General features: G+C 43.8%; 21 protein-coding genes. 10 read left to right on the forward strand and 11 right to left on the reverse strand.

Annotated features, from left to right (window positions below; all coding sequences use genetic code 11):
• Positions 1-70: 70 nt before the first annotated feature.
• Both ACED53_RS09455 and ACED53_RS09460 read right to left on the reverse strand, forming a co-directional pair.
• The gene (locus ACED53_RS09455; RefSeq protein WP_017099620.1) at positions 71-1,363 is read right to left on the reverse strand and encodes a sensor domain-containing diguanylate cyclase; all 1,293 of its coding nucleotides are present in this window, start codon (positions 1,361-1,363) and stop codon (positions 71-73) included.
• Between the two features lie 205 nt (positions 1,364-1,568).
• Entirely contained in the window at positions 1,569-2,453 is an 885-nt protein-coding gene (locus tag ACED53_RS09460; RefSeq protein ID WP_017099619.1) for a LysR family transcriptional regulator, read from the reverse strand.
• A gap of 203 nt (positions 2,454-2,656) precedes the next feature.
• Between ACED53_RS09460 and ACED53_RS09465 the strand changes: the two genes are divergently transcribed.
• A complete protein-coding gene (locus ACED53_RS09465) occupies positions 2,657-3,328 on the forward strand; it encodes a type 1 glutamine amidotransferase domain-containing protein (protein ID WP_012603695.1) in 672 nt (223 codons plus the stop codon).
• Between the two features lie 199 nt (positions 3,329-3,527).
• Here ACED53_RS09465 and ACED53_RS09470 read toward each other — a convergent pair whose 3' ends face one another.
• Together ACED53_RS09470 and ACED53_RS09475 are read right to left on the reverse strand one after the other, a co-directional pair.
• Positions 3,528-4,763, reverse strand: coding sequence for a cysteine desulfurase-like protein (locus ACED53_RS09470; protein WP_017099618.1), 1,236 nt, complete (start codon positions 4,761-4,763; stop codon positions 3,528-3,530).
• Entirely contained in the window at positions 4,747-5,403 is a 657-nt protein-coding gene (locus tag ACED53_RS09475) for a 2OG-Fe dioxygenase family protein (RefSeq protein ID WP_029223059.1), read from the reverse strand. Before ACED53_RS09475 ends, ACED53_RS09470 begins: the two co-directional genes overlap by 17 nt.
• Positions 5,404-6,301: 898 nt before the next feature.
• Between ACED53_RS09475 and ACED53_RS09480 the strand changes: the two genes are divergently transcribed.
• The 6 genes from ACED53_RS09480 (at position 6,302) to cydC (ending at position 14,068) form a co-directional block, all read left to right on the forward strand.
• Positions 6,302-7,309, forward strand: a complete 1,008-nt coding sequence (locus ACED53_RS09480; RefSeq protein ID WP_017099617.1) for a DNA cytosine methyltransferase — start codon at positions 6,302-6,304, stop codon at positions 7,307-7,309.
• The gene (locus tag ACED53_RS09485; protein WP_017099616.1) at positions 7,302-8,330 is read left to right on the forward strand and encodes a DUF262 domain-containing protein; all 1,029 of its coding nucleotides are present in this window, start codon (positions 7,302-7,304) and stop codon (positions 8,328-8,330) included. Before ACED53_RS09480 ends, ACED53_RS09485 begins: the two co-directional genes overlap by 8 nt.
• Before the next feature lie 2 nt (positions 8,331-8,332).
• Positions 8,333-9,013, forward strand: a complete 681-nt coding sequence (locus ACED53_RS09490) for an MAE_28990/MAE_18760 family HEPN-like nuclease (protein WP_017099615.1) — start codon at positions 8,333-8,335, stop codon at positions 9,011-9,013.
• Between the two features lie 435 nt (positions 9,014-9,448).
• Entirely contained in the window at positions 9,449-10,408 is a 960-nt protein-coding gene (gene trxB, locus ACED53_RS09495; protein ID WP_017099614.1) for a thioredoxin-disulfide reductase, read from the forward strand.
• 161 nt (positions 10,409-10,569) lie between these two features.
• Entirely contained in the window at positions 10,570-12,354 is a 1,785-nt protein-coding gene (gene cydD, locus ACED53_RS09500; protein WP_017099613.1) for a cysteine/glutathione ABC transporter permease/ATP-binding protein CydD, read from the forward strand.
• Positions 12,347-14,068, forward strand: a complete 1,722-nt coding sequence (cydC, locus tag ACED53_RS09505; protein WP_371692797.1) for a cysteine/glutathione ABC transporter ATP-binding protein/permease CydC — start codon at positions 12,347-12,349, stop codon at positions 14,066-14,068. The genes cydD and cydC overlap by 8 nt, the downstream gene beginning before the upstream one ends.
• A gap of 154 nt (positions 14,069-14,222) precedes the next feature.
• Here the strand turns inward: cydC and ACED53_RS09510 are convergent, their stop codons facing one another.
• Positions 14,223-15,089, reverse strand: coding sequence for a LysR family transcriptional regulator (locus tag ACED53_RS09510; RefSeq protein WP_017099611.1), 867 nt, complete (start codon positions 15,087-15,089; stop codon positions 14,223-14,225).
• A gap of 142 nt (positions 15,090-15,231) precedes the next feature.
• Between ACED53_RS09510 and ACED53_RS09515 the strand changes: the two genes are divergently transcribed.
• Positions 15,232-15,606, forward strand: coding sequence for a nuclear transport factor 2 family protein (locus ACED53_RS09515; protein ID WP_029225319.1), 375 nt, complete (start codon positions 15,232-15,234; stop codon positions 15,604-15,606).
• Positions 15,607-15,758: 152 nt separating this feature from the next.
• On the opposite strand, the gene proX is transcribed toward ACED53_RS09515, so the two are convergent.
• The 3 genes from proX to proV are packed head-to-tail and all read right to left on the reverse strand — an operon-like array spanning position 15,759 to position 19,044.
• Positions 15,759-16,766, reverse strand: coding sequence for a glycine betaine/L-proline ABC transporter substrate-binding protein ProX (proX, locus tag ACED53_RS09520; RefSeq protein ID WP_009846457.1), 1,008 nt, complete (start codon positions 16,764-16,766; stop codon positions 15,759-15,761).
• Positions 16,759-17,853 (reverse strand): glycine betaine/L-proline ABC transporter permease ProW, encoded by a 1,095-nt coding sequence (gene proW, locus ACED53_RS09525; RefSeq protein ID WP_009846456.1) that lies wholly within the window; start codon positions 17,851-17,853, stop codon positions 16,759-16,761. Before proW ends, proX begins: the two co-directional genes overlap by 8 nt.
• 3 nt (positions 17,854-17,856) lie before the next feature.
• Positions 17,857-19,044, reverse strand: a complete 1,188-nt coding sequence (proV, locus tag ACED53_RS09530; protein ID WP_017099420.1) for a glycine betaine/L-proline ABC transporter ATP-binding protein ProV — start codon at positions 19,042-19,044, stop codon at positions 17,857-17,859.
• A gap of 680 nt (positions 19,045-19,724) precedes the next feature.
• On the opposite strand from proV, the gene ACED53_RS09535 reads away from it, so the two are divergent.
• Positions 19,725-20,462 (forward strand): HAD-IIB family hydrolase, encoded by a 738-nt coding sequence (locus tag ACED53_RS09535; RefSeq protein ID WP_029223161.1) that lies wholly within the window; start codon positions 19,725-19,727, stop codon positions 20,460-20,462.
• Positions 20,463-20,500: 38 nt separating this feature from the next.
• Here ACED53_RS09535 and ACED53_RS09540 read toward each other — a convergent pair whose 3' ends face one another.
• The 3 genes from ACED53_RS09540 to ACED53_RS09550 all read right to left on the reverse strand — a co-directional run bounded on the left by ACED53_RS09540 (position 20,501) and on the right by ACED53_RS09550 (position 24,421).
• A complete protein-coding gene (locus ACED53_RS09540) occupies positions 20,501-20,713 on the reverse strand; it encodes a TIGR02450 family Trp-rich protein (protein ID WP_009846453.1) in 213 nt (70 codons plus the stop codon).
• Between the two features lie 145 nt (positions 20,714-20,858).
• Positions 20,859-23,306 (reverse strand): molybdopterin guanine dinucleotide-containing S/N-oxide reductase, encoded by a 2,448-nt coding sequence (locus ACED53_RS09545; protein ID WP_029225303.1) that lies wholly within the window; start codon positions 23,304-23,306, stop codon positions 20,859-20,861.
• Between the two features lie 20 nt (positions 23,307-23,326).
• Positions 23,327-24,421 (reverse strand): NapC/NirT family cytochrome c, encoded by a 1,095-nt coding sequence (locus ACED53_RS09550; protein ID WP_017099423.1) that lies wholly within the window; start codon positions 24,419-24,421, stop codon positions 23,327-23,329.
• A 315-nt stretch (positions 24,422-24,736) separates the two neighbouring features.
• Here ACED53_RS09550 and ACED53_RS09555 point away from each other — a divergent pair, with 315 nt between their 5' ends.
• Positions 24,737-25,012, forward strand: a complete 276-nt coding sequence (locus ACED53_RS09555; protein ID WP_029224020.1) for a nitrogenase-stabilizing/protective protein NifW — start codon at positions 24,737-24,739, stop codon at positions 25,010-25,012.
• Positions 25,013-25,141 lie beyond the last annotated feature (129 nt).

A 25,141-nucleotide genomic window follows, 5' to 3' on the forward strand; every position in this document is an offset into this window, starting at 1 on the left:
GCCCTCAAGTGATGACTTGAGGGCATTTTTTGTTGTCGATTCTATTCGCTTTCCATGACGGTTTTAGGCGTTAAAGCGCGACTACATCTCCGTCTACACAATTCTTGCCATTGGTTTTAGCGCGATAGAGAGATTGGTCGGTTAAATTCACGAGTGCGTCAATAGTGACACCGTCTTCACACGCTCGGCTATCGCTGATTCCGATACTCACGCTAGAGTTAAAACGAATTTGTTCACCCACTTTGAACTCGACTTGATTGAACTGTTGGCGAATCTCTTCTGAAACTTCGAGAGCTGTTTCAAGAGGCGTATTCGGGATAAATATAATGAACTCTTCACCACCCCAACGGCCTGCTACTCCACCAACTTTCTCGGCATTGCGCTTGGTTATACTAGCCAAAGCACAAATTACCTCATCACCTACCATATGACCATAAGTGTCATTAATCGACTTGAAGTCATCGATATCTAGTAGCATACAGACAAGGTAGTTTTTAGAGAACATATGCTCTCTCAACCATTCATAAATCGCCCTACGATTAAGCAGATCCGTCATTTCATCGTAATTCGCTTGGTGAACCAACTGCTTCTCCAACATCACCTTTTGAGTCACATCTTCGAGTACTACTTGAACGGCCCGCTGACCTTTCCAAGTAATTGCATTATCGTAAATATTAAAGAAGCGATGAACACCGTCAAAGCCAATATTTTCAACCACGGTACTGGTTCCCGACAACTCACCCGACACGATCGCTTGATAGTGTTTATAGATGCCGTCGCTATTCTGCTGTGGTACTAAGTCAAGAATCGAATCCAGCGCTAAGACTTGCTCTATGGAAGATCCACCTTGCAGTTTTACCCAGGATTGATTGACCATCAACGGTTTGAAATCTCGGTGCACCAAGATGCCCTGCCCTGATTGCATGATCATGTCGTGATACATCTTATCTTGCTCACGCACTGCATTTTGCAGCTGAATCGCAGGGGAAAGATCGATAACCGTGACTTGCAGTGCAGGTCTTCCCTGCCACTCCGTCACATGATCGATAGAAAACACGGTGAACTCTCTGCCGTTGCGATCAATATTGGTATAGGTGTGAACCTGAGGGTCTCGTTGACCACTGACCGTTTCGAGGTAATTTTGATAGGCTAAAACATGGTACTCTTCTGAGATGAGATCTAGAAAGCTATCGATATCAGAAAGTAGTTCTTCCGGTGATTGGTATCCATAGATGCGAGCATAGTTAGCGTCAACACTCACTACATTCATATCTTGAATCGTTATTACACCGTACGTGGATTCGAAATTTATTGAAGACATTGCCAACTCCGCATTCTCGCTACACTTCATAAGCCGAAGCATAACAACACATCCTGCCAACGCTTCCACACAATCTATCACGCGTTAGGGACATTAATATGATATCTAGTATATCGTACTGCTTTAGGCTTCTCTACAACTCAATCGTAAGCTTAAGTCATCAAAAGTAGACAAATAGCACCTTCTTATTACGCACATCAAAAAACAAGAAGGATATTGTATAGCTATGTAAGCATTATCTATTCGGTTATTCATTCCAATCCGAAAAGTGAGAGACTAAGAAGTCGATAGCCAGCCTTGCTCTCTGTGGAAGAAAGCGACGGTTTTGATATACGATCCAACTGCTTGTACCTGCTCCCCAATATTCTTCTAGCACTGGAACGAGCTTTCCATTGGCAAGACCGCCATTGAAGCTGCTTTTGGGAAGATAAACAATGCCAAGCCCTTCTTCACAAGCTTTAAGTACCGCACTCGAGTTATTGCTTTTCCAACGCCCATGTACGCGCACCGCGTTTAACGGTTTTCCATCTTTCTCAAACAACCACTGACCACTGTTGGCAATAATACAGCTGTGCAACTTCAACTGTTCAGGCTGTGTTGGAGAACCGAATTGATCGATATAGTTCTGACTCGCGGCCGCTGCCATAGGCCGATCCACCAGCTTCCTTACCACCAAACCAGAATCATCTAACCGACCATAACGAATCGCGAAATCAATACCATCTTCAATAAAGTTAACCATATTGGTATTGAAGTTCATTTCGATAGTGAGATCAGGGTGGTCTTTGGCAAATTCCATCAAAGCTGCTGCAACATGATTCTCGGCAAACGCACCCGCCGCACTCACACGCAAAGTACCGCTCAGCTGAGCTTGTTGAGACGTGACTTGTTCATTCGCCTGTTGCAGTCCGATAACCAGATCTTTGCATTGTTGATAATAGGTATGCCCAGACTCAGTCAAACTCACCATACGAGTAGATCGAGCCAGTAAAGCCACACCTACCCTCTCTTCTAATCTCGACACTTGGCGACTGACATGACTGGTACTGCAACCCAGTTGTTTCGCGGCTGCAGAAAAGCCGTGACACTCCGCTACCGCCACAAATTCATTAATACCTTCAAAGCTATCCATACTTCTCCTGTTCACCTCCGACTAATTCACATCCACTATTGCTATATAGCAATAATGTTTTGCCTACTCGGCATATTATCACTCAAATGGTTTACTACTAGTATTACAGGTAACGAAACAGCGGTATCTAAATTGAAAGCTTTGGTTTTCTAAATAAAAGCCACGACGCTGAAACCAAACAAACGTGCTCAAAGGAACGAATCATGAAAAAAATACTAATCCCAGTAACTAACCACGCAACACTAGGCGATACAGACCAAGCGAACGGTACTTACGCTCCAGAACTGACTCATGCACTGAAAGAGATCATTGCTGCGGGTTTTGAGTACGACATCGCGTCTATCAAGGGTGGTAAAGGTCCACTGTATGGAACCGATATTGAAGGTGATTCAGTAAACGCAGAGATCTTGGCTGACGATGACTTCCAGAACCGTATTAACAACACGATTCCTGTAAGCCAAGTAAACGTAGAAAGCTACGATGCTATCTTCTACCCAGGTGGATTCGGCCTACTTTCTGACTTAGCAACCGATGAGCAATTCGCAACGATTGCCGCTAAGCATTATGAAGATGGCGGTGTGATCGCATCAGTATGTCACGGCCCAGCAGCACTGCTTCCGATTGTTCTAAGCAATGGCGAGAAGCTACTAAGCTCTAAATCAGTGACTGGCTTTACTCGTGAAGAAGAAATCGACTTTGGCACCATCAACGACATTCCGTTTCTACTAGAAGAGTCTCTTGCTCGCAGCGCTGCGCGTTTCAACAAGGTTCAACCTTGGCATGAGCTTGTAATTGTTGATGAGCGAGTGATTACCGGCCAAAACCCAACCAGTGCGCACGCAGTAGGAGCAGCTCTGGTTAAGCAGCTGTCTTAGTTAAATCAAGGACTTTTTCGATTAGCGATTAGCGGCTTTAGCCTTAGTAACCGTCCTAATAGAATAACTGCCGTTAAACAGATATAAGCTCAATCAAACAAAAAAGAGCATACTTCCTACTCAATATTATTGAGATAAGTATGCTCTTTTCTAATTCTGTAGCTATTAAGTGATAGTGACTTCTTGCTAATTACTTCTGCTAGTGGCTTCGCAAGATCCCTTCAAGCACATTGAACAACAAGTCGATCTCTTCAATCGAGTTATAATGCATACAACCAATACGCACCACGCCCTGCTCTTCAATACCCAACTGCTTCACCAGTCCTAATGCGTAAAAGTGACCATTCCAAACGCAGATATTATGCTCGCCCAACTTCTTAGCGATGAACTCTGGAGAGTGATCATCAAAAGTAACCGCAAAGGTTGGAGTTCTTAGATTCGAATCAAACTCGGTTTTTCCGTAAAGCTTTGCTCCTTCAAGGTCGGATAAGCGTTTAAGGAAGTACTCACTGAGTTGGCTTTCATGCTTATTATACAGCGCGTAACTTTGCTCTAAACGAGAACGCAATGAATCGGCGGGATCACCTAATTGTGCCAAGTAATCCACTGCCGCAATAACACCGGCAAGGCCTTCAAAGCTTTGCGTGCCAGTCTCAAATCGACCTGGGCCGATATTGGTTGCAGGCTCTACCTTGTAAGGCTTTAAAGTATGCAGCCATTGAGGCGCAACATAAGCAATACCCACATGCGGGCCGAAAAACTTATAAGCTGAACACGCTAAGAAATCACAATTCAGTTGCTGAACATCAATCAAGTGATGTGGTGCGTAATGCACGGCATCGACATAAACCTGAGCGCCATATTGATGTGCAAGCTCGATAACTTTCGCCATGTCAACAATCGAGCCTGTCGTGTTTGAAGCAAACGTCACCGCGACAAGCTTGGTTTTCTCGTTAAGCAGCGATTCAAAGTGCGCCATATCTAAACTGCAATCCGACTCGTCTACGCGAGCTTGGCGAACGATAGCGCCTTTGTCGTCTGCCGCTTGCTGCCAACTCGATACATTTGAGTAATGGTCTAACGCAGTGACGATAACTTCATCACCCTCTTTCCAATCGCGGCTGATCGCTCGGCTAAGTTGGAAGGTCAGCGATGTCATGTTCGCGCCGAACACAACGTTGCCAGAAGATTCCGCATTAAGCAGTGCTTGTGCCGCTTCTCGCGCTTGCTGCATTAAACTTGTGGTCTTTTGGCTAGAAAAATAGTGGCCGCCTAGGTTTGAATTGAAATGCCCTAAGTATTCGGTCATTGATGCTAAAACATTCTCAGGCACCTGAGAGCCACCCGGCCCATCAAAAAAAGTGACTGGCTTGCCATTATGATATTGGCCTAACGCGCTAAACTGTTGGCGCACATCATTAAGAGTGAAGGACATTGCGCGCATCCTTAGCCGTTAATACAAACACATCCATGTAGCCCATCTCGCCATGGTCTATGGTACGAATCGGTTGTGCATTGTGCCAAAGCTTACTATCAGCAAGCATTGCCACTTCGCCATCGCCTAACACTTTTCTGAAGAACGGTGCTTCGTGGCTATCTTGATAAAGCATCACTTCACCACCAACGATGTTGTGACGAGTAACACCAATGATCGCGATGTGGTCGAAGCCGTCTTGGTGAACACCTTCTGGTGCAACCTGAGTTTCTTCAAAAATAGCGGCAATACGGATTTGATGGATTTCGATTTCTTGTCCGTCTTCAAGCCCGTTGGTTTCAATAAACAGTTCACACATCTCTTGCATGCCTTCGCTGCTTAGAATATTCGCTTCAATCGGCTCGAACTGACGAACAACATCACCTTGAAAGTGATTAATGTTTTCAGACTGAACAAAGTTATGTTTGTCTAGCTCAACGACTTGTCCATTACTGAATTCAACCACTGAGTACCTTCTCAATCGGAACTGACCATCGGCATGCTCTGTACTTGGTAGCTTAGAGAATGAAGGTGACAACTCCTTAACTGCATGGTTACTGAGATGCGTAATATGTAGGGTATTTTCGTGAGCATGTAACATCATCGACTCCTTAATGATTGTTAATTAACTTTCGATATTTAACGTTTTATTTACATAAAGGATACTTGAAGATCTTGCCAAATCAACATTAAACAATCATTTATCCCGCCAGATTTAATAATTCAGACACTAAATCCAATCTAGAAATAAAAAGCAGTGTATAACACCAGAACAAAAGGTGACCAACTCTTGAAACTAGCACACTCCACTAGCCAGTTATAAATACCTACAATTTAAATAATAACGATATTATTAACTAGAAAGACAAGTTTCATATTGTGTCGGCCCTTTCACTTCAATACGCCAGCCTCCTTGTATGAACTCAGGCACCACGGTTGCCATCATTCATTTCTATGATTTGCACATCGAAATACGATCTACCTATCAGTTGCCAAACTATTGATTATTTACACAACAAACTGAAATTGGTTAATTTATCAGTAAGCCAGAAACCAAACGCCTTTGCTTGCGCGTCTGGAACAGGTCGAGTTCGGGGGGAACTCGGCCGCACCAAATGGCTTACTTCTTTTAGAAGAGAACTTAATAGTTCTTTTAATCTCGAAGATGTTTGAAGTGGAATATTATGAAAAGAATTGATTTACTAGGTTCTGAAAACCAAAAAATGAAGCTTTGAAGTCGACCATAACAATGAGCATGATTTCGAGAGCAACAACAAATCTGATGTGCCTCCATCGTAAGAAAATTATCCATTCTGGCAACACGGTTAGCTTTAAACACCTTGATGTTTTACGAGGGTAAAAGTCGACATAACTATGAGACTCAGAACCTGCTCTAATTCTTCTGTTGAACACTTGAGCTCTTTACCAAGATAAGATATTTAGTTTATCGATGAAAAAGTTTAAAATGACTAACTAAAATAAAATATTAGGTAGTAGTAGTGAGAATTGTAGACCTGTTTTCGGGACTTGGTGGTTTGACAATTGGTGCTTTACAGGCAGCAAAAAAATTAGGTTTAGATTTTGAGATATACCTTGCGAGTGATATGGAACCGTCGTGTTCAACCTTCTATCAAAGCAACTTCCATGATTACATTAAACATTTCCACGATTCTGATATAACACTTTTAAATGTTAACGATTTGCCAAAAGCTAAGATTGATTACCTTTTCGCTGGTCCACCATGTCAAGGACATTCAGACCTTAACAATCGTTCTAGGCGAAATGATCCTCGCAATAATCTTTATCTTGAAACTGTAAAGGTGATTCAACATTTAAAGCCATCATATTTTTTGATTGAAAATGTGCCTTCAGTTATCCACTCAAAACAAGGCGTAGTTTCTCAGTTAATAGAAAAACTCGGTGGCTTATATCATGTTCAAGAATTAGTCGTGGATTTTGAACGTATGGGGATAGCACAAAGCCGTAAAAGACATATATTGTTAGGCAGCATAAAACCTATAGAATCCAATATCTTATCATCTATTTATGAACAACAGGATGCTCAAACGCTCAAAGATGCGATCTATGATTTGGTTACAGTCAAACAAGATACAATGTTTGATACTCCTTCCCGTATGACAAGCGTGAATAGAGAAAGAGCTGAGTATCTTTACAAGCAAGATATCTTCGATCTTCCAAACCACTTGCGTCCTAAGTGTCATCAAGGAAATCACAGCTATAAATCTATGTACGGCCGTTTGGATTGGGATAAGCCATCACAAACTATTACTGGTGGATTTGGCTCGATGGGGCAAGGTAGATTTTTACACCCATCTTTACCGCGAGTTATTACGCCGCACGAAGCAGCAAGGATCCAAGGTTTACCAGACTGTCTGGATTTCTCCAATGTAAGCAAACGTGGTGCGCTGCAGCAAATGATAGGGAATGCAGTTCCTCCAGTATTATCAAAAGAACTAATAATAAAATTGGAAAATACAAATGAGTAACGAGTTAGTTGATTTAGACGCCCTAGAAAGGCAACTGAGAGACACACAAACGAGTATTACCTACGATACAAAAGAGTACGTAGTTGAGGTTATGGTAACTCGTTTTGAAAAAGGCTTTTTCTACATTCCAGATTATCAGAGAGAGTTTGTTTGGGCAGAAGATCGCCAGAGCAAATTTATCGAATCAGTAATCATGGGATTACCCATCCCTTTTCTTTTTGGGGTTCAAGACCCTCAAGGAAACACAGAGATCTTGGATGGTGCCCAGCGTATGAACACCTTGCGTAACTTCGCCCTTGATCGTCTTGTTTTGAAAGATCTGACACGTTTAGATTTACTAAATGGTTTAAAATTTTCAGACTTACCAGCTTCACAACAGTTAAGATTCAATGACCGCTCTATGAGAATGGTTATATTACCAGAATCTGTTACAAAGCAATCTCGGTTAGACATGTTCGAAAGAATTAATACTGGTAGTGAAGATTTGAAGAAAGCAGAAATTCGAAAAGGGTCTTTTTCTGGTCCGTTTTACGATTTTGTTTGCTCTTTGGCAACCGACGAGCAGTTCAACCGTTTATGCCCTGTGTCTCATAAATCTGCTCTTCGTGGTGAACGTGAAGAACTAATTTTGCGCTTCTTCGCTTATTCAGATAAATATTTGGAATTTAAGCATTCAGTATTTAATTTCTTAGATGATTATTTACGTGAAGCTAATAAATTGAATTTCGATATTGTCCAATTAGAATCTGAGTTTAGAAGCATGCTTAATTATGTCGAAGCAAACTTACCCGATGGCTTTAGAAAGACAGCGAAGTCTAAGACGACTCCTAGAGTAAGGTTTGAGTCTATAGCTATTGGAGTAAATCTCGCCCTAAAAGCAGAACCAGAACTTGATAATAAGGGTGATGGCTTTGTGCGCACTTCAGATTTCAACAAACATGTAACATCGCATGCTAGTAACTCAGGACCGAGATTAAGAGGTCGCGTCGAATATGTTCGAGACTGGCTATTAGAGGCTTAATAATGCGAGCGTTTACTGATGAATACGATAAACGAAAAGGTGAAATAGAAGCTTACATTACACTTTTACAAGCTTTAAGTTCTGATGGAGCTAAAGTCACTGATATAGATGATAATGAAAGTTCAGTTTCAGCTATTCAACAAAAAGTGTGTAAAGCTTCATGTTACCTTTTAATATATAACTTGGTAGAAGCTACCGTAATGAATGGCGTTCAAAGTATCTATAACAGGATAAAAGATGAAGGATTAGGCTTCTCGGCTATTATGGATTTGTTAAAAAAGGTCTGGTGGCACTCTAAGGGAGAAAGCCTAACATCAACACCGAAAGGTGAACTAATCGAAACCGTTTATAACTATTACTGCGAAACACACTCTGGTGATGCATTAGACTTTAAAGATTTTGTTTCAGGAGTTTCAGGTAATATGGATGCAGATGGTGTGCGTAATGTATGTCATAAATACGGAATCCGCGCAGTTGCAGATGGACGACATCTTGGTAACGTCAAGCAGTATAGAAACTGGCTTGCTCACGGCAACAAATCATTTTCTGATATTGGTCAAGATGTTACAGTAACACAGCTAATTGAGATTAAATCCAATGTATTCTCGTTCTTAGATGAATATGTAAGTAATGTGAATACATACCTTGATAACCAATGTTATAAAGCAACACCTCAAAATTAGGCTCCATAGGGAGCCTTTACTGTAGCCCCATACTAACCCGCACGCATAAAGCTGTGACTTAGAGCAATCGTTAGATTTTATACGTATCTTTGCTCATCACCCATTCTTCCCTACTTCGTTTGTGTAGATAGTCGTTAGATAAAGCTTGTTTGAACAGTGGAATACATCGTGAAAACTCACTTCTTTGTTTAACACGCTGCCAGCAATAGTTTAGGCTCAGGAATGTAAGTCCACTTGATGCAATGGCTCTCGTCGCCCTCACTCCCCCATAAACCTTTCACTGATCTTCCAGTCACGAAAACGTTTGTCTCGATTAAGTTCTAACGTATAACGATTAATTACACTTCAGCCCTTGTTTAACCTTTTATTGCCTCCATATTTTCCATACAATCCTAAGCGATTATAAATAAAAACAATTTCAATTTCGGAGTCCTCATGAGCGACGTAAAGCACTGTAATTTATTGATTCTTGGTTCTGGCCCTGCTGGCTATACAGCTGCAGTTTACGCTGCTCGTGCAAACCTAAACCCAGTACTGGTTACGGGTATGCAGCAAGGTGGTCAGCTTACAACCACTACAGAAGTGGAAAACTGGCCGGGTGATGCTGAAGGTTTAACGGGTCCAGTACTGATGGATCGCATGAAAGAGCACGCAGAGCGCTTTGAAACAGAGATCCTGTTCGACCACATTAACGAAGTAGACCTTTCAAACCGCCCTTTCCGTCTTAAAGGCGATTCGGGTGAGTACACATGTGATGCATTGATCATCTCAACGGGTGCATCGGCTAAGTACTTAGGTTTAGAGTCTGAAGAAGCATTCAAAGGCCGTGGCGTTTCTGCTTGTGCAACGTGTGATGGTTTCTTCTACCGCAACCAGAAAGTAGCGGTTGTTGGTGGTGGTAACACGGCTGTTGAAGAAGCACTTTACCTGTCTAACATCGCGTCTGAAGTTCACCTAGTTCATCGCCGTGACACGTTCCGCGCTGAAAAGATTCTAGTGAAGCGTCTAATGGACAAAGTAGAGAACGGCAACATTGTTCTTCACACTGATCGCACGCTAGACGAAGTTCTAGGCGACGACATGGGCGTAACGGGCGTTCGCATTAAAGATACTCAGTCTGATAAGACAGAAGACATCGAAGTAATGGGCGCATTCATTGCTATCGGTCACCAACCAAACACTGAAATCTTCAAGGGCCAAGTGGACATGAAAGATGACTACATCATCGTTCAGTCAGGTCTTGAAGGTAACGCGACACAAACCAGCATCCCAGGCGTGTTCGCTGCAGGTGATGTAATGGACCACAACTACCGCCAAGCAATTACTTCTGCTGGTACAGGTTGTATGGCTGCACTGGATGCTGAACGCTTCCTAGATGGCCTTAACGATAAGTAAATCTGAGATTGCAGATTTGATTATCGGTGCTCTCGCCTCAGTAGATGCAGGGCATCATCACAATTTGTTGTAAATCCCTAGAGCCCAGCGGTATATCCACTGGGCTTTCTTTTGTATACTACCCGCCCTCAACAAATAATAATTATCATTAAGCCTTCATAATGGATAAGAAAAAACAACGCAGCTTGAACAAGTGGCTTAAGCAACAGAGTAAGTTAGCGAAACGCTGGCTTATGATTGCGATTAGCCTTGGCGTACTTTCAAGCGTGTTTTTAATTGCTCAAGCAGCTCTTCTCGCCTCTATTCTTCACCAGCTGATCATCGAGAATGTCGATAAATCTGAACTGGTTGGTCATTTCGCAGGCTTGGCATTATCGGTCGTTGGCCGTGCTGGCTGTACATGGGGACGTGAAATCGCAGGTTATCGCTGTGGTGAACAAATCCGTGTCTACATCAGGCAACTCATCCTAGATAAATTACGTGAGTTAGGCCCTGCTTATATCAAAGGCAAACCTGCCGGTACGTGGGCAACGCTGTTGCTAGAACAAGTAGAGGACATGCAAGACTTCTTCTCTCGTTACTTACCTCAGATGTCTTTATCGGTAATGATTCCATTCATTATTTTGGTTGTGGTGTTCCCAGTAAACTGGGCAGCAGGACTGATCTTCTTGATTACTGCTCCACTGGTGCCGATGTTTATGGCACTTGTGGGTATGAAAGCAGCCGATGCAAACCGTAAAAACTTCAAAGCACTGCAACGTCTTTCTGGTCACTTTTACGACCGTTTGCAGTCAATGACAACCATCCGTTTATTTGATCGCACTAACGCTGAAACAGAGGTACTTAAAGGTGCATCTGAAGTGTTCAGAACGCGTACCATGGATGTGTTGAAAATCGCTTTCTTGTCTTCTGCTGTACTTGAGTTCTTCACGTCGATCTCTATCGCAATGACAGCGGTTTACTTTGGTTTCACTTACATTGGTGAGCTTAACTTCGGCCACTACGGCGCAGGCATTACGCTATTCGCAGGTTTGTTTATCCTTATCTTGGCGCCAGAGTTTTACCAACCTCTGCGTGACTTAGGTACTTTCTACCATGCGAAGCAACAAGCGGTTGGCGCAGCCGAAAGTATTGTCGAGTTCCTAGAAACAGACATCACTAAAGTTAAATCAGGCGACACTCAGCTCGACCCGGCTCAAGGCATCAATATTGAGGCTCAAGACCTTAAAGTGTTGAGCCCTGAAGGTGTTCAACTGGTTGGCCCTATCTCGTTTGCACTGAATACTCGCCAGTCGACTGCATTAGTTGGCCCAAGCGGTGCGGGTAAAACAAGTTTGATCAATGCTATTCTTGGTTTCATGCCTTATGAAGGAAGCTTGAAAATCAATGGCGTTGAACTGCGTGACCTAGACTTAGCCTCTTGGCGTAAAACCATTAGCTGGGTTGGTCAAAACCCATTGCTACTACACGGCACAATTCGTGACAACGTCACTTTAGGTAAGCACGATATCACTGACCAAGTTGTCGAGAACGCACTTGAGCAATCTTTTGCTAACGAATTCGTAAATGAGCACGGCTTGGATTACATGATCTCTGATCGCTCTGGCGGTCTGTCTGTGGGTCAATCTCAGCGTTTGGCTCTGGCTCGCGCAATGATTCAAGACGGTCAGTTCTGGTTGCTCGATGAACCAACAGCCAGCCTAGATACTCGTAGCGAACAGTTGGTAATGAAAGGCATCAATAGCAACATCGAAAGCCGCACTGCCCTGCTTGTGACGCACCAACTCGCTCCGCTTCAATCGGTTGATAACATTCTGGTAATGCGCGATGGTGGTCTTGTTGAACAAGGTCATTACTCTCAGCTTTCGACTGCGGGTGGTTTATTCGAAGAGATGCTTAACGTGAACTTAGCTCAACAAGATAATAAGGGTAATTTAGATGCGTGATTTACTGCCTTACCTGAAACTCTATAAAAAGCATTGGTTTGGCCTATCGCTAGGCATGCTATTGGCTTTTGCTACTCTTTCGGCTTCTATCGGCTTGTTAACGCTATCAGGCTGGTTCATTTCAGCTTCTGCGGTAGCTGGCCTGACGATTGCGCGTGAAACCTTCAACTACATGCTACCGGGTGGTGGTGTGCGTGGTTTGGCAATGAGCCGAACTGCAGGTCGTTGGGGTGAACGTGTTGTTAGCCACAATGCGACATTCAAACTGTTAACTGATCTTCGTATCTTCTTCTTCAAGAAGCTGGCTCCGCTGATCCCAGGTCGTATTTCAAACCTTCGTGATGCTGATCTTCTCAACCGTTTGGTTGCCGATGTCGACGCCATGGATCACGTGTACTTGCGCTTAGTAAGCCCTGTGACGGTGGGTGTGTTCGGGATTTTCTTCCTGACTCTGTTCTTAATGTGGTTCGATAGCTCACTAGGTTTAATCTTAGGTTCTATCCTTCTTATCATGCTGTTGGTTTGGCCAATCTTGTTCTACAAGCTGGGCAAACGTAACGGTGGAGAGCTAACACAAAACAAAGCTGATCTTCGTGTCACTACGCTAGATTGGATTGAAGGCTACAGCGAACTGACTCTGTTTGGTGCGGAAGAGCGTTACCGTAATGCAATTCTAGAAACGCAACGTAAGCTGATGGCGAATCAGTTTGTAAACGCTAACCTAACCGGTATGGCTTCAGCAGCGCTAATGCTGTTCAACGGTTTGACGCTGGTTCTTATGCTTTGGCTTGCGGCTGACGGTGTGGGTGGCAATGCACCAGACCCGTTCATCGCGCTAATGGCGTTCGCTACTATGGCAAGTTTTGAACTGCTGATGCCTATCGCAGGCGCGTTCCAGCATTTAGGTCAAACTCTGTCTTCTGCTCGTCGCTTGAACGAAGTGATTCTGTCTGAGCCTGAAGTTCAGTTCGCTGAAGAGAAGCTCGACATCAACAAGCCGCTTGATATTACGTTCTCAAACGTGACGTTCAACTACCCTGATTCTGAGCGTAGTGTTCTGAACGCTGTTGACCTAACGATCCCTGCCACGCACAAGGTTGCGATTGTGGGTCAAACGGGTTCAGGTAAATCGACTCTGATTCAGCTTCTGACTCGCTACTGGGACCCTAAAAAGGGCTACATCTCAATCGCGGGCATTGAACTGACGCAGTGGAATGAGTCACAACTGCGTGAATCAATCAGTGTGGTAAGCCAGCGTGTCGACATCTTGAATGGCAGCCTACGCGACAACTTGTTGATTGCGAAACCAGATGCCAACGATGAGCACCTAGCTAACATCCTTAAAGACGTTGGTCTAGAAAAGCTGCTTGAGAATGACGGTCTTGATAGCTGGTTGGGTGACGGTGGTCGTCAACTGTCTGGTGGTGAGAAGCGCCGTATTGGTATCGCACGTGCCATTCTTCATGATGCCCCTATCCTGCTTCTCGATGAGCCAACAGAAGGCTTAGATAAGCAAACAGAGCAGAGCATCATGACGCTGTTCGAGAAGCACTTTGAAGGCAAGACAGTTATCTTCATTACGCACCGTTTGATTGGTCTGGAATCGATGGATTCTATCGTTCTGATTGAACAAGGCGAGATTGTAGAACACGGATCTCATGAATCGCTGTTAAACGAAGAAGGACGTTACTTCCAACTTCGTCAGGCAATCTAGCTCCTCATAAGTTATAAAGAAAACCATTCAAAGCCCGAGTTTATACTCGGGCTTTTTTGTGTCTTTATGTTTTTGTATCTTCACTCTTGAGCAATCTATTAGGCAAGTTTGGTTTTGAGCCTCTTTACTAAATCACTGACTTATCGAATTGGTTTTAAACAAAGTTCTGTTTGAGCTTCTCTTCCAACGCTTTGACGCACAGTTTGATGGCAATCGGTGTGTTTGAGGCGAATGGGTTCAACGCATAAACCGTGTTAGTGGGTAGTTGAAAACTTGGTAAGAGATCGACCACTTCATTGGATAACTGAGAGAGGTAGAAATCTGGAATCACACCGATACCGACACCAGATTTGATCAACGCGAGACAACTATGAAAGGAGTTCGTAGTGCAGCTTGCTTGTTGTTGGTAAATAAAGTTTTGATCTGTTTGAGAAGTAAAGTGATGAGAGACTTGCTTACCTTGCCATGAGTTAGCAATGTAAGGGATAGATTCAAGCTCACGAGAACGCATGCTTTCAACGCCACACAACACGTCTTTAAACTCGCCCAAGCGTTTCTGCTTTAGGTTACTGTCACGAGAACTGCCCACTCGTACTGCGAGATCAATATCGTGTTCCATGAAATCTAAGTGCTGATCATCGCTGATCAGTTCTGGTTTTAACTTCGGGTATTGCTTCATCAAGTCTGCAATAACAGGCGCGACCAATAAATCCATCAACGCATTCGGAGCAGTAATTCGAATTCGACCTTGTGGCTCCTCTAGCTCAGCTTTGGCCATATCCCAAGCCGAGTCAGCAATCACGTTGATGTCTTTGCAACTTAAATAGAAACGCTCACCCATACTGGTCAGAGATTGCCTCCGTGTTGTGCGTTTGAGAAGTGAAGCACCTAGTTCTTGTTCCAGAATTTTGAGGTGCTGACTGACGACGGACTTGGATAACTCAAGCTTTTCAGCCGCAGCTGATACTGAGCCCTGCTCTACGATGTGAGCGAAAATCGACATCTGCTTTAGCTTACTCATCTTATTGTTCTCTTTTTACATACGGTATTTTCTATTATCTCTGTTTTTCGATTTAATTTCCAAGGCTAAACTGAATCCAACTTATCGAGATAACCAAATCAAAGACACAGTGTTTGAAAGAAGACTGTTATGGAGAAAGACAATGTTAAACAACCAAATTTTAGAAGCATGTAAGCAAGGCATTAACGCGTGGCAGAAAGCATTCAACAGCCAAGATGCGAAAGGTTGTGCAGATCAATATGCTGAAAGCTGTGTAATGGAAGCGCGTCCATTTGGTACTTTTGAAGGTCGTGAAGCGATTCAAGCATTTTGGCAAAACATCATCGACCAAGGTTTCAAAGACGTTGATTACACCGATGTTAAATGGGAAGAGCACCCAGAAGGAGGCTACATTTTGACGGCTAGTTGGACAATGAACAAAGCGTTTGGTGTTGTGCATCGTGAGCACTGGGCACTAGAAGCCGATGGTTGCGCTCGTTTAATCAGCGATGACTTTGAGGTTCAAGGCGAACGCTAGCCTGCTCGCTTTTAAAAGAACAAGCCGCTTTAAAAAATAATGCGATAACAATAGTTATGTCGCTAGAAAAACAAAGGCCGGTAGTCTGAATCAGACTACCGGCCTTCTCTTTTTATTCCAGCCTGTTATCGACTGCTTACGAAAAACAACCGTTATAGTGCCGCTTTCTTCGCTTCTGTAATCCAAGCATCAAACGTATTTCGGTTCGCTTTGATCCAACCGTTTACGTGCGCTTCGATATCAGCCGAGCTGTTCTTACCTTTACTCATCATCATGTTCTGAGCACTTACATCATTGATGTTAAGTTTGATGATTTCAAAAAGCTTCGCCGCAGATGGGTTGTTCTTAGCAAACTCTTTGTTCGCAATAATACGCATCGAGTTCATTTCGAAGCCGTAGTTCTTACCGTTAGACAAAGTAGTATCAACATTCGCACGATCACCCGGAAGTGAAGAGAATGGAACTTCTAACCAAACTACGTCTTCGTTAGGAACCAATACACCACTCACCCAATAAGGTGTCCACGTGTAGTAAAGAACTGACTCGCCCTTTTGGTAACGTGAAATCGTATCTGCGATGATCGCTGCATAGTTACCTTGGTTGTGAGTAACGGTATCGTCCAATTTGAATGCAGAGATTTGGTGTTCGATGACCATCTCACAACCCCAACCAGGGTTACAGCCCGTCAGGTCTGCTTTGCCATCACCATCAGCATCAAACAGCTTAGCGATTTTTGGATCAGTCAATTGACCAATGTTAGTGATGTTGTACTTTTCAGCGGTTTTCTTATCAATAAGGTAACCTTGAGCGGCACCACTTACATATTGGCCTTCACGGTAGAATTTGTCATCGCCACCCGCCATTTTGTATTTGTCAGCGTGTAGTGGGAACCAACCTACTGTTAGGAACGTTGCGTCACCTTTTGCGATAGAAGTGTAAGCTACGTTATAGTCCACTTCTTGCGTTGATTTCACATCGTAACCAAGCTCTTCTAAAGCACGGTTAACAATCAGTGTTTGGAACGTTTCTTCAGCAACTGAAGATTGAACGGGCTGAACTGATACACCTTCACCCGGTAAGCTTGCAGCCCACACGTTCGTTGATACAGCCAGTGTCGAAACGATGCTAACGGCTAGCTTACTCTTCCATGAATTATTCATTGGTGTTTTTCCTTAGTTGTAGTTCTGATTGTTTACCGCGATTTAAAGCTTTTAGCACAAGGGAAACAGGCCCCATGTGATACCAGCGTAATTTTGTATTACCTGCATTTACCCCAAGAACTTGGGTAATGCGGTCAAGTAGGATTGCAAGAATAACAATGCCTAGGCCACCAACAGCGGCCAATCCCATATCCAGTCGGCCAATACCTCTCAGTACCATTTGACCTAATCCACCTACTGCGATCATTGATGCGATAACCACCATCGATAGCGACAGCATCAGTGTTTGGTTCACGCCCGCCATGATGGTTGGCAGTGCAAGTGGTAGTTGAATTCGGTAAAGCATCTGCTTTTTGCTGGCGCCGAATGAGTGACCCGCTTCGATCAACTCTTCCGGTACTTGCTGAATACCCAAGATAGTCAAACGTACAACAGGAGGAAGTGCGAATATGATCGTCACCACCACACCCGGAACGTTACCGATACCAAACAACATTACGATGGGTACAAGATAAACGAAGGCTGGCGTCGTTTGCATGGCGTCGAGAATTGGGCGTACGAATTTAGCCGCGGTATTGCTGCGGGCGAGCCATATCCCCATGGGTAAGCCGATCAGCAGACAGAAGAATACCGATGTCATGACCAGTGAAAGCGTGGTCATCGCTTCAGACCAAGCGCCAATCAAACCAATAAAAGTCAAAGAAACGGCTGTAGCCAAACCAAGCTTCAGGTTTGAAAACTGCCATGCAACTAAAAACAAGATGATCAACATGAATGGTGCAGGTGTCGACACCAACGCCGTTTCAAATGAACTTAGAATGAAATCGATAGGCACACGGATTGCTTGAAACAATGGACGTCCGTGCTCAACTAACCAATTCAGTCCAGACTCTACCCAAGTGTCGACGGGCAAAACTGCTTCTGCAAAAGGGTTAAGTGGATCAAAAGGTGTCGTTTCGACTGTTTCGCTGCTTAACCAATCTGCTGATGGTGAGGTATCCGCTGCTTGACCCCAAGGATCACTTGATGGCTGAGCTGCTGGAGCTGATTGAGACCATGGGTCATTATTTGTTTGTTCAGACGACATGATCTACCCCTTATCCAATGTTTGTAACAGTCGCGACTTAGTTACCACGCCAAAGTAATTACCTTGCTCATCCACAACAGGAACGGAGTAAGGCACACCGCCAACAAGGCCAAGCACATCGTTGATTGGTAAATCAGGGTTCAGCGTTAGGCCATCATCGAGCTGCGCACTGACGAGTGATTTGTTCTCTTTGTGTGCTTTACGAAGGGAATCAACAGAGACAATGCCGGAGTAACGACTGCTTTTCTCAACAACAATGCCGTATTCACGGTCGTTATCCATCAAGATTTGTAGAGCGGACGCTGGGCCGTCATGTTCTGATTTTTTAAATACCGCCGCTGGCTTCTTACGTGCAATGTCTTTCACCGTAAGAACACTTGCTACATTCACACCGCGGAAGAAAGCTTCGACATAATCGTTCGCTGGGTTGTTAATAATTTCGTCTGGGGTACCCACTTGAACCACCTCACCGTTTTGCATAATGGCAATACGGTCACCGATTCGCATCGCTTCATCCAAATCATGGGAGATGAAAACAATGGTTCGTTTATCGTCATTTTGAAGGCGAATAAGCTCATCTTGCATTTCAGTACGAATCAAAGGATCGAGTGCAGAAAACGCTTCGTCCATTAACAGAATATCAGGGTCACATGCTAGAGCACGAGCCAAACCAACACGCTGCTTCATACCGCCAGACAATTCATCAGGGTAAGATTCTGAATACGGCCCGAGACCGACTCGTTCCAACGCTTCAAATGCTGACTGTTTTCTCTTATCGACTTCAACACCCGCTAGTTCAAGACCAAACGCGGCGTTTTCAATCACTGTCATGTGAGGCATCAATGCGAAGTTTTGGAAAACCATGGAGATGTTGTTGCGACGGACTTCGCGGAGCTCATCTTCTGAGGTGTGGGCAATGTCTTTGCCTCGAAGAAGCACATTACCTTTGGTAGGTTCAATCAAGCGGTTAAGAAGGCGTACTAGGGTTGATTTGCCAGATCCTGACAGGCCCATTATGACGAAAATCTCGCCTTCTTGAATGCTAAGAGAAACATCGTTAACGCCGATCGTTAACCCTGTTTCTTCGAAAACTTTATCTTTGTTCGCGCCTTCATTAATCATTGTAAAAGCACGGTCGGTGTCTTCACCAAACACCTTGTACAGTCCCTTAACTTCCAGTATGGGATCCATGTAATTTAATCCTTTCTTAGTTATCTAAACTAATAGTTATTTAAACTCAAAACCGATTATTTAAACTTAAAAACGGTTATTTAAACCCGAAAAACGATTAGCACTCTAAGCAATTAACTCATGCAAATCAAGGGGCACCGTTCTGTAAAGTCGATGGAAAACCGTTAAACCCCCAGCCCAAACAAAGGTCAAATATCAAGCCCATACAAAGCAAAATATTGATAATAAAGAAATTTAAATCACACTCAACACCTGCGGCATTATGTATTACTTACAGATAGATTATTGAATATTTATTTCACATCAGAACAATTAATAGGCTAAATAGACCAAGAATATGCACAAATAGTTCGTGTACAAATAATTCGAATACAAACTAATTAAGAGGATTTAAACGCCACTAAGACCGGTAAATTAACACCATTACGAGGCGCGCACTCCCAATGACTTTTACACACATATGAAGGGCAATCTGGATAGAGTCCGTCCAATTAGGCACAGATCGGATTGATACCTTCATCTCCGATATAGAAGACATAACACCAACTGTGATACTTGCTGCAAACTGTCAAAAGTCGATTACCCAGGCCGAAAGACAACTTGTAGAGTACACATTGCTGATCCATTCTTTATCTAAAGGCTGGATACTCTTTCGGACGGATAAAAGGACAGGTATTAGAATGATAAAAATGCTGGTGTGTGACTTTGATGGCACGCTTGATGGCGGCTCGTCTCATGGGGTTGATCAGTTGTTTAACTACTTAACAAAACAACCGGATATCCGCTTTATCATCGCGACAGGTAGAACACTGCCCTCAATTCGTGTGGGTTTAGCTTCTGACAACTACCCGAAACCACACACGATTATCAGCGACGTAGGCACGAGAATTCATCACGAGCACTCCCAAACACCGGATCACACCTGGCACAATCAATTAGAAGCGTCTTGGAACAAGTCAAAGGTTGAGTCTGCACTTGCATCGCTCGATTTCATGGGAGAGCGCTTAGAGAGCCATCAAGGGGAATACAAGATCACTTTCGAAGGAAAACTCTCAGAGCCTCAACATGAGCTGATCGCATCTCGTCTGGAATCACACGGTTTAGATGTACACCTTACTTATTCCCACGATTGGTACTTAGATATCACGCCTAAGGGTGTCAACAAGGCCACAGCGATTCATCATCTACTTAAACAACATCAGTTAAGCATTGAAGAGGTATGCGTGGCTGGCGATTCAGCGAACGACACCTCGATGCTAACCATAGATGGCGTAAATTCAATATTGGTCGCGAATCATTACCCTGAGATCGCTCACCTGTCCGATCGAGATAACGTATACACCAGCAGAGCAACACATGCAGAGGGTGTGTTAGAAGGCCTTAAATACTGGCAAGGGCTTGCTGCGTCGGGTAATTAATACAAGTGTATCAAGCAGATCGCCTCGACTTGATACACTTATTTCCAACCAGGAAGCCAATGATCCTTATCGGTTAGATCGCGCCAGTTAATGTCTTCTTCTCGTTTCGTCATCACCGCTTCTATTAAGCAACGAATGACCTCCCCTTCTTCGAATTCGACCTCCGTGATCATAAAGTGCTTTTCTTTCTTTACTGGGCTAACGGCCGTCCATTTACTGCGAAGTAGTTTCTTTGGATTGATTCGATTCATTGATCTTATCTCTCGCTGTGATGTCGTTGATTAATATGAGTTGTCTACTCGACACTGGGCAATAGTCTCTATGACGCAAAAAAGATCATAAAAAAAGCCAGCGATTAAAGCTGGCTCTATTCTGGTGATTGTTTCTCGTTAGAGATTAACCATTTTTAGGTGGATCAAATGCCGTCAGTTCTAATGCTGGGCCTGTGTATTTTTCAATTTTCACAAGCGCAGAATTCGCAGCACAACCATTTGCCAAACGAGAAGTTGGAATATCCAACGTGAGCACGTTACAGCCACCATTTTTACATAAACCTGTCTCTTTATCTAAATCTGGCCAACCGCCTTCATGGATACATACAGCACCCTGTTTGATACCATCAGTCACTAATGCACCAACCAGTACTTGTCCACGATCGTTATATGCACGAACCAAATCTCCGGTTTTGATGCCACGTACTTTCGCGTCTTCTACGTTAATGGAGATAGGTTCACGGTTACCAATAGCGTACTCTTCACGCAATTTTGCATAGTTAAATTGACTGTGTAAACGGTGGGCCGCATGCGCTGTCATCAACTGAAGTTCATCACTCTTCGCTTTACCAAAGAACTCTGTAGGCTCAATCCACGTTGGATGCGCTGGACAATCCGCAAGATTGTAGCCTTCGATTGTTTTAGAGAAGATCTCGATCTTACCACTTGGTGTACCTAGCGGATTCATCACAGGGTCTTTACGGAAATCAGCATGGCGAACGAACTGTGCAGCTTTCTTGTTGTATTTCATTTCAATAAGCTGGTTATCATCCCAGAACTTACCAAACTTAGGCATACGTACACGTGCAGATTTACCCGCTTTTTGCGCTGCATCGTAGAAGCCTTTCAACCAAGCCATTTCGTCTTTACCTTCAGTAAAGACATCGCGACCACCGGCTTTGATCATCTCAGACATATCTGCAAATACATCAAAGTCGTTACGCGCTTCACCTTGAGGTTCAACTACCTTCTTCATTGGTACTAAATGTTGGTTACTGTAGTCACCTGTCATCGTCATATCATTACGTTCAAATGACGTAGTGATTGGCAATACAATATCCGCATGCTTAGCCGCTGCAGTCCAGTAGATCTCAGAGATAACCACAAGTTCAGGTTTTTGCCACGCTTTGATCAAACGGTTGGTATCTTGGTGATGAGTAAAGTTACCACCGCCCGCCCACCAAATCATTTTCAGGTCAGGGAACGTCAGTTCATGACCATTGTGCATATATGATTTGCCTGGGTTTTCCAGTGCTTCTGTAATACGAGCAACAGGGAAGCTGTTCACCGCACCTGAAACTGCCCAGTCGTTACCTGCTGAAGAACCACCACCGATCGAAGCTGAAATCGCAGGTAATACACCAGCATCGCGTGTTGGGTTACCACCATTAGAATAGTGGTAAGACAGACCAAAACCACCGCCAGGAAGACCAATCTGACCAAGCATTGCAGCTAACGTCGCAATCATCCAGTGGCGTTGCTCACCGTATTGTTGACGCTGAATGCCCCAACCCGCCATAAGCATAGTGCGGTTCTGGCTAAAGATGTCTGCTAGAAGCTCAAGTTGTTTCGCAGGAACGCCTGTGATCTCTTCAGCCCATGCTGGCGTCTTTTCAACACCGTCTTCTTTACCCATTAGGTACGCTTCAAACTTATCGTAACCACTGGTGTACTTATTCAGGAACTCTACGTCATGCTTACCCTTCTTAACTAAAGAGTGCGCGATACCCATCATCATTGCGACATCGGTCATTGGGCGCGGCGCAATCCACTGAACTGTGTCACCAAAGAAATCAACGGTTTCGGAACGCATAGGGTCAATCGCGATGATTGTCTTGCCGGACTTCTTAAGTTGATGGAAGAACTCTAGGCCTGAACAGTCGGTTGAACTCCATGCAATCTTAAGCGTGTTCATTGGGTTCATACCCCACAACACAACAACGTCTGAGCTCTCTAGTACCACAGGGTGAGTGGTTTGCTGTTCATAAACTTCGATCGATCCCATTACGTGCGGCATGATCACTTGTGCCGCGCCCGTTGAGTAATCACCTAAGTGACCAGAGTAACCACCAGCCAAGCTCATGTAACGTTGCAGCAACGTTTGTGCTTTATGCAGTACGCCACTTGAACGCCAACCGTAAGAGCCCGCAAATACAGATTCAGGTCCGTTCTCTTTACGAATACGCGTTTGCTGTTCGTGGATCAGCTTATAAGCTTCATCCCAAGACACTCGAACGTAGTCGTCATCACCACGAGAGCCTGTTGGCGCCGATGGATTGTCTAGGAAACCTTTACGTACCATTGGGTATTTGATACGCGCTTTGGTATGAACCTGATCAGGGCCTGTCGTTTGCAAGCTGTTTGGCACTGTTTGTGCCAGAGCATTAGTCGTTGAAACCAACTTGCCATCTTTTACTTCACACAACATCGGTCCCATGCGGCCTGCAGTTAATACACCTTTACCACGCTTATTCGCAGCTGATGCTGTCATCGGCGTCAATGATGTAAATGCCAGCGCACCAGCAGCCATGCCCGATCCTTTGAGGAATCCGCGACGAGTAATATCTGTCATAATTATTTCCCTTTTGTTTCTTAGTGGCCAACCACATCTTTTGCGTGGTTCTGGAAGTATTTAGTAAGAAGTTCTAAATCTTGGTCTGAAATGTCAGTTCTTTCGCCCATGCCCTTCGCAACGGGGCCCCAAGCATTAACGGTGAAGTGGTTCGCGCCAATTTTTGCATGACACGTTGAGCAGTAAACGTTGTCGAGTTCTTCAGCGTAATCCCAGATTGGCTCGAGTGAATCCAGTACAGGCGCATCAACGTTCGCGGTTAGCACCGCCGTTCGCCATTCATTGCCGTACGCATCCGTTTTAAAATCACCAACTTCAAGGCTCTGTTGCCCTTGAACTGTCAGCATCGCAACGATTGAGCGTTGACCTTCGCCGTAGTAAAGCACCTGTTCTGCACCCTTCATTTGGTAAGCATGCAACTCGATTTTGCGCTCAGTACCTTCAACACTTTTCACATCTAGGCGTGCCGTTGGATTGATAGTGCCAAGGTCACCAATACTGATGGTTTCTGCTGAGTAAACGACTTTCGCATTCGGGTCTGTTTTCTCAGTGAATGCCATCAAGTTGTCGAAAGCTTCGCTGTCCATTTCTGGCTCAGGAGCAAAGTGAGCAACACCTTTGTGGCAGTCGATACAAGTCTGATTATTCTCTTGCCCGTATTCATGCATTTTCGCCGCATCTTCAGATTGCTCGTAGCTATCCATCGCGTCGAAAGTATGGCAAGAACGACAAGTAGCAGAATCACTTTCACGTAGTTGAGCCCAAACGGTTTCGGCCATCGCCATACGGTGCTCTTCGTATTTGTCTTCGGTATCAATTTTGCCAGTCACAAACTCGTGATAAATGTCTTTAGACGCACGAATCTTGGTGATTACGTAGTCAATTGGGTCGGAAGGAATATGACAGTCAGAACACTCAGCTCGAATGCCTTTTGCATTGCTGAAGTGGATTGAACCTTCATATTCTTCATAAGGAATTTGCATTGTGTGGCAAGAAGTACAGAACTCAGTACTCGATGTGTAGTGCATAACGGCAGCAGTACCGCCCAGCGTTAACCAGCCAATACCTATACCGACAGCAGCAATAAGAGCGATATATCGTTTTTTAATAGACATATTTAGAAATCATCTTCAACAATTAGTAACAATTGCGATTAGAATAATACTTTAGGGTTAGTCACTATTGATTCACGTCATAAATTGTCTTTATTGATAATAAAGAAAGTGAGCAATGAGACTTCATACAACTCACTTATAACCATGACTGCGCAGTCAATTGATTTAATATTCATAAAACAAATAAAGACAATCTCATTTATAAAATTTAACTAAGAATAACTACACGCCTTTCTACTTAAATCGCACTAAAATCAAGATAAGGAGTAATGAACACGCCTATAATATTTGCAAACTTACGGCATTGAATTAGGTATGAACCAAACAGAATTCCAACAAAAAATGGCGAGTTTCACCTCGATTGAACAAGCGCTTGATTACTTCGAAATTGGGTTTGATAGCAAGTTCATCGACCAAAATAGAGTCGAGCTTGTGAAACGCTTTAATGGTTATCTGATCCTGTCAAAACCCGATGATTGGTTCTCAGGAAGAAGAGCGCTGAAAAACGCTTATTGTAAGGTTCAACGCAGCAAGTTAGATCGCCACACGCGTTCTGCCTGTCGTGGGTGTACAACTTGCCAGCGTCGATAGATCGGAAGTACTATTCAAAATAGAGAACTAAAAAGTAGATAGTTGAAATAACATCTCATTACGATTTAGTTAGTGGTTTGCTCGAAAAAAAGTGTGCTAGTCTTACGGCAACTCAACTACGAGATAAAA

It is taken from the genome of Vibrio sp. 1F169, from assembly GCF_041439605.1.
Taxonomy (GTDB): Bacteria; Pseudomonadota; Gammaproteobacteria; order Enterobacterales; family Vibrionaceae; genus Vibrio; species Vibrio tasmaniensis_A.

Excerpts from the sequence above, each read along its gene's own strand:
- ACED53_RS09455 (WP_017099620.1), bottom strand. The coding sequence starts at position 1,363 with ATGCTTCGGCTTATGAAGTGTAGCGAGAATGCGGAGTTGGCAATGTCT.
- ACED53_RS09460 (WP_017099619.1), bottom strand. The coding sequence starts at position 2,453 with ATGGATAGCTTTGAAGGTATTAATGAATTTGTGGCGGTAGCGGAGTGT.
- ACED53_RS09465 (WP_012603695.1), top strand. The coding sequence starts at position 2,657 with ATGAAAAAAATACTAATCCCAGTAACTAACCACGCAACACTAGGCGAT.
- ACED53_RS09470 (WP_017099618.1), bottom strand. The coding sequence starts at position 4,763 with ATGTCCTTCACTCTTAATGATGTGCGCCAACAGTTTAGCGCGTTAGGC.
- ACED53_RS09475 (WP_029223059.1), bottom strand. The coding sequence starts at position 5,403 with ATGTTACATGCTCACGAAAATACCCTACATATTACGCATCTCAGTAAC.
- ACED53_RS09485 (WP_017099616.1), top strand. The coding sequence starts at position 7,302 with ATGAGTAACGAGTTAGTTGATTTAGACGCCCTAGAAAGGCAACTGAGA.
- ACED53_RS09490 (WP_017099615.1), top strand. The coding sequence starts at position 8,333 with ATGCGAGCGTTTACTGATGAATACGATAAACGAAAAGGTGAAATAGAA.
- trxB (WP_017099614.1), top strand. The coding sequence starts at position 9,449 with ATGAGCGACGTAAAGCACTGTAATTTATTGATTCTTGGTTCTGGCCCT.
- cydD (WP_017099613.1), top strand. The coding sequence starts at position 10,570 with ATGGATAAGAAAAAACAACGCAGCTTGAACAAGTGGCTTAAGCAACAG.
- cydC (WP_371692797.1), top strand. The coding sequence starts at position 12,347 with ATGCGTGATTTACTGCCTTACCTGAAACTCTATAAAAAGCATTGGTTT.
- ACED53_RS09510 (WP_017099611.1), bottom strand. The coding sequence starts at position 15,089 with ATGAGTAAGCTAAAGCAGATGTCGATTTTCGCTCACATCGTAGAGCAG.
- ACED53_RS09515 (WP_029225319.1), top strand. The coding sequence starts at position 15,232 with ATGTTAAACAACCAAATTTTAGAAGCATGTAAGCAAGGCATTAACGCG.
- proX (WP_009846457.1), bottom strand. The coding sequence starts at position 16,766 with ATGAATAATTCATGGAAGAGTAAGCTAGCCGTTAGCATCGTTTCGACA.
- proW (WP_009846456.1), bottom strand. The coding sequence starts at position 17,853 with ATGTCGTCTGAACAAACAAATAATGACCCATGGTCTCAATCAGCTCCA.
- proV (WP_017099420.1), bottom strand. The coding sequence starts at position 19,044 with ATGGATCCCATACTGGAAGTTAAGGGACTGTACAAGGTGTTTGGTGAA.
- ACED53_RS09535 (WP_029223161.1), top strand. The coding sequence starts at position 19,725 with ATGATAAAAATGCTGGTGTGTGACTTTGATGGCACGCTTGATGGCGGC.
- ACED53_RS09540 (WP_009846453.1), bottom strand. The coding sequence starts at position 20,713 with ATGAATCGAATCAATCCAAAGAAACTACTTCGCAGTAAATGGACGGCC.
- ACED53_RS09545 (WP_029225303.1), bottom strand. The coding sequence starts at position 23,306 with ATGACAGATATTACTCGTCGCGGATTCCTCAAAGGATCGGGCATGGCT.
- ACED53_RS09550 (WP_017099423.1), bottom strand. The coding sequence starts at position 24,421 with ATGTCTATTAAAAAACGATATATCGCTCTTATTGCTGCTGTCGGTATA.
- ACED53_RS09555 (WP_029224020.1), top strand. The coding sequence starts at position 24,737 with ATGAACCAAACAGAATTCCAACAAAAAATGGCGAGTTTCACCTCGATT.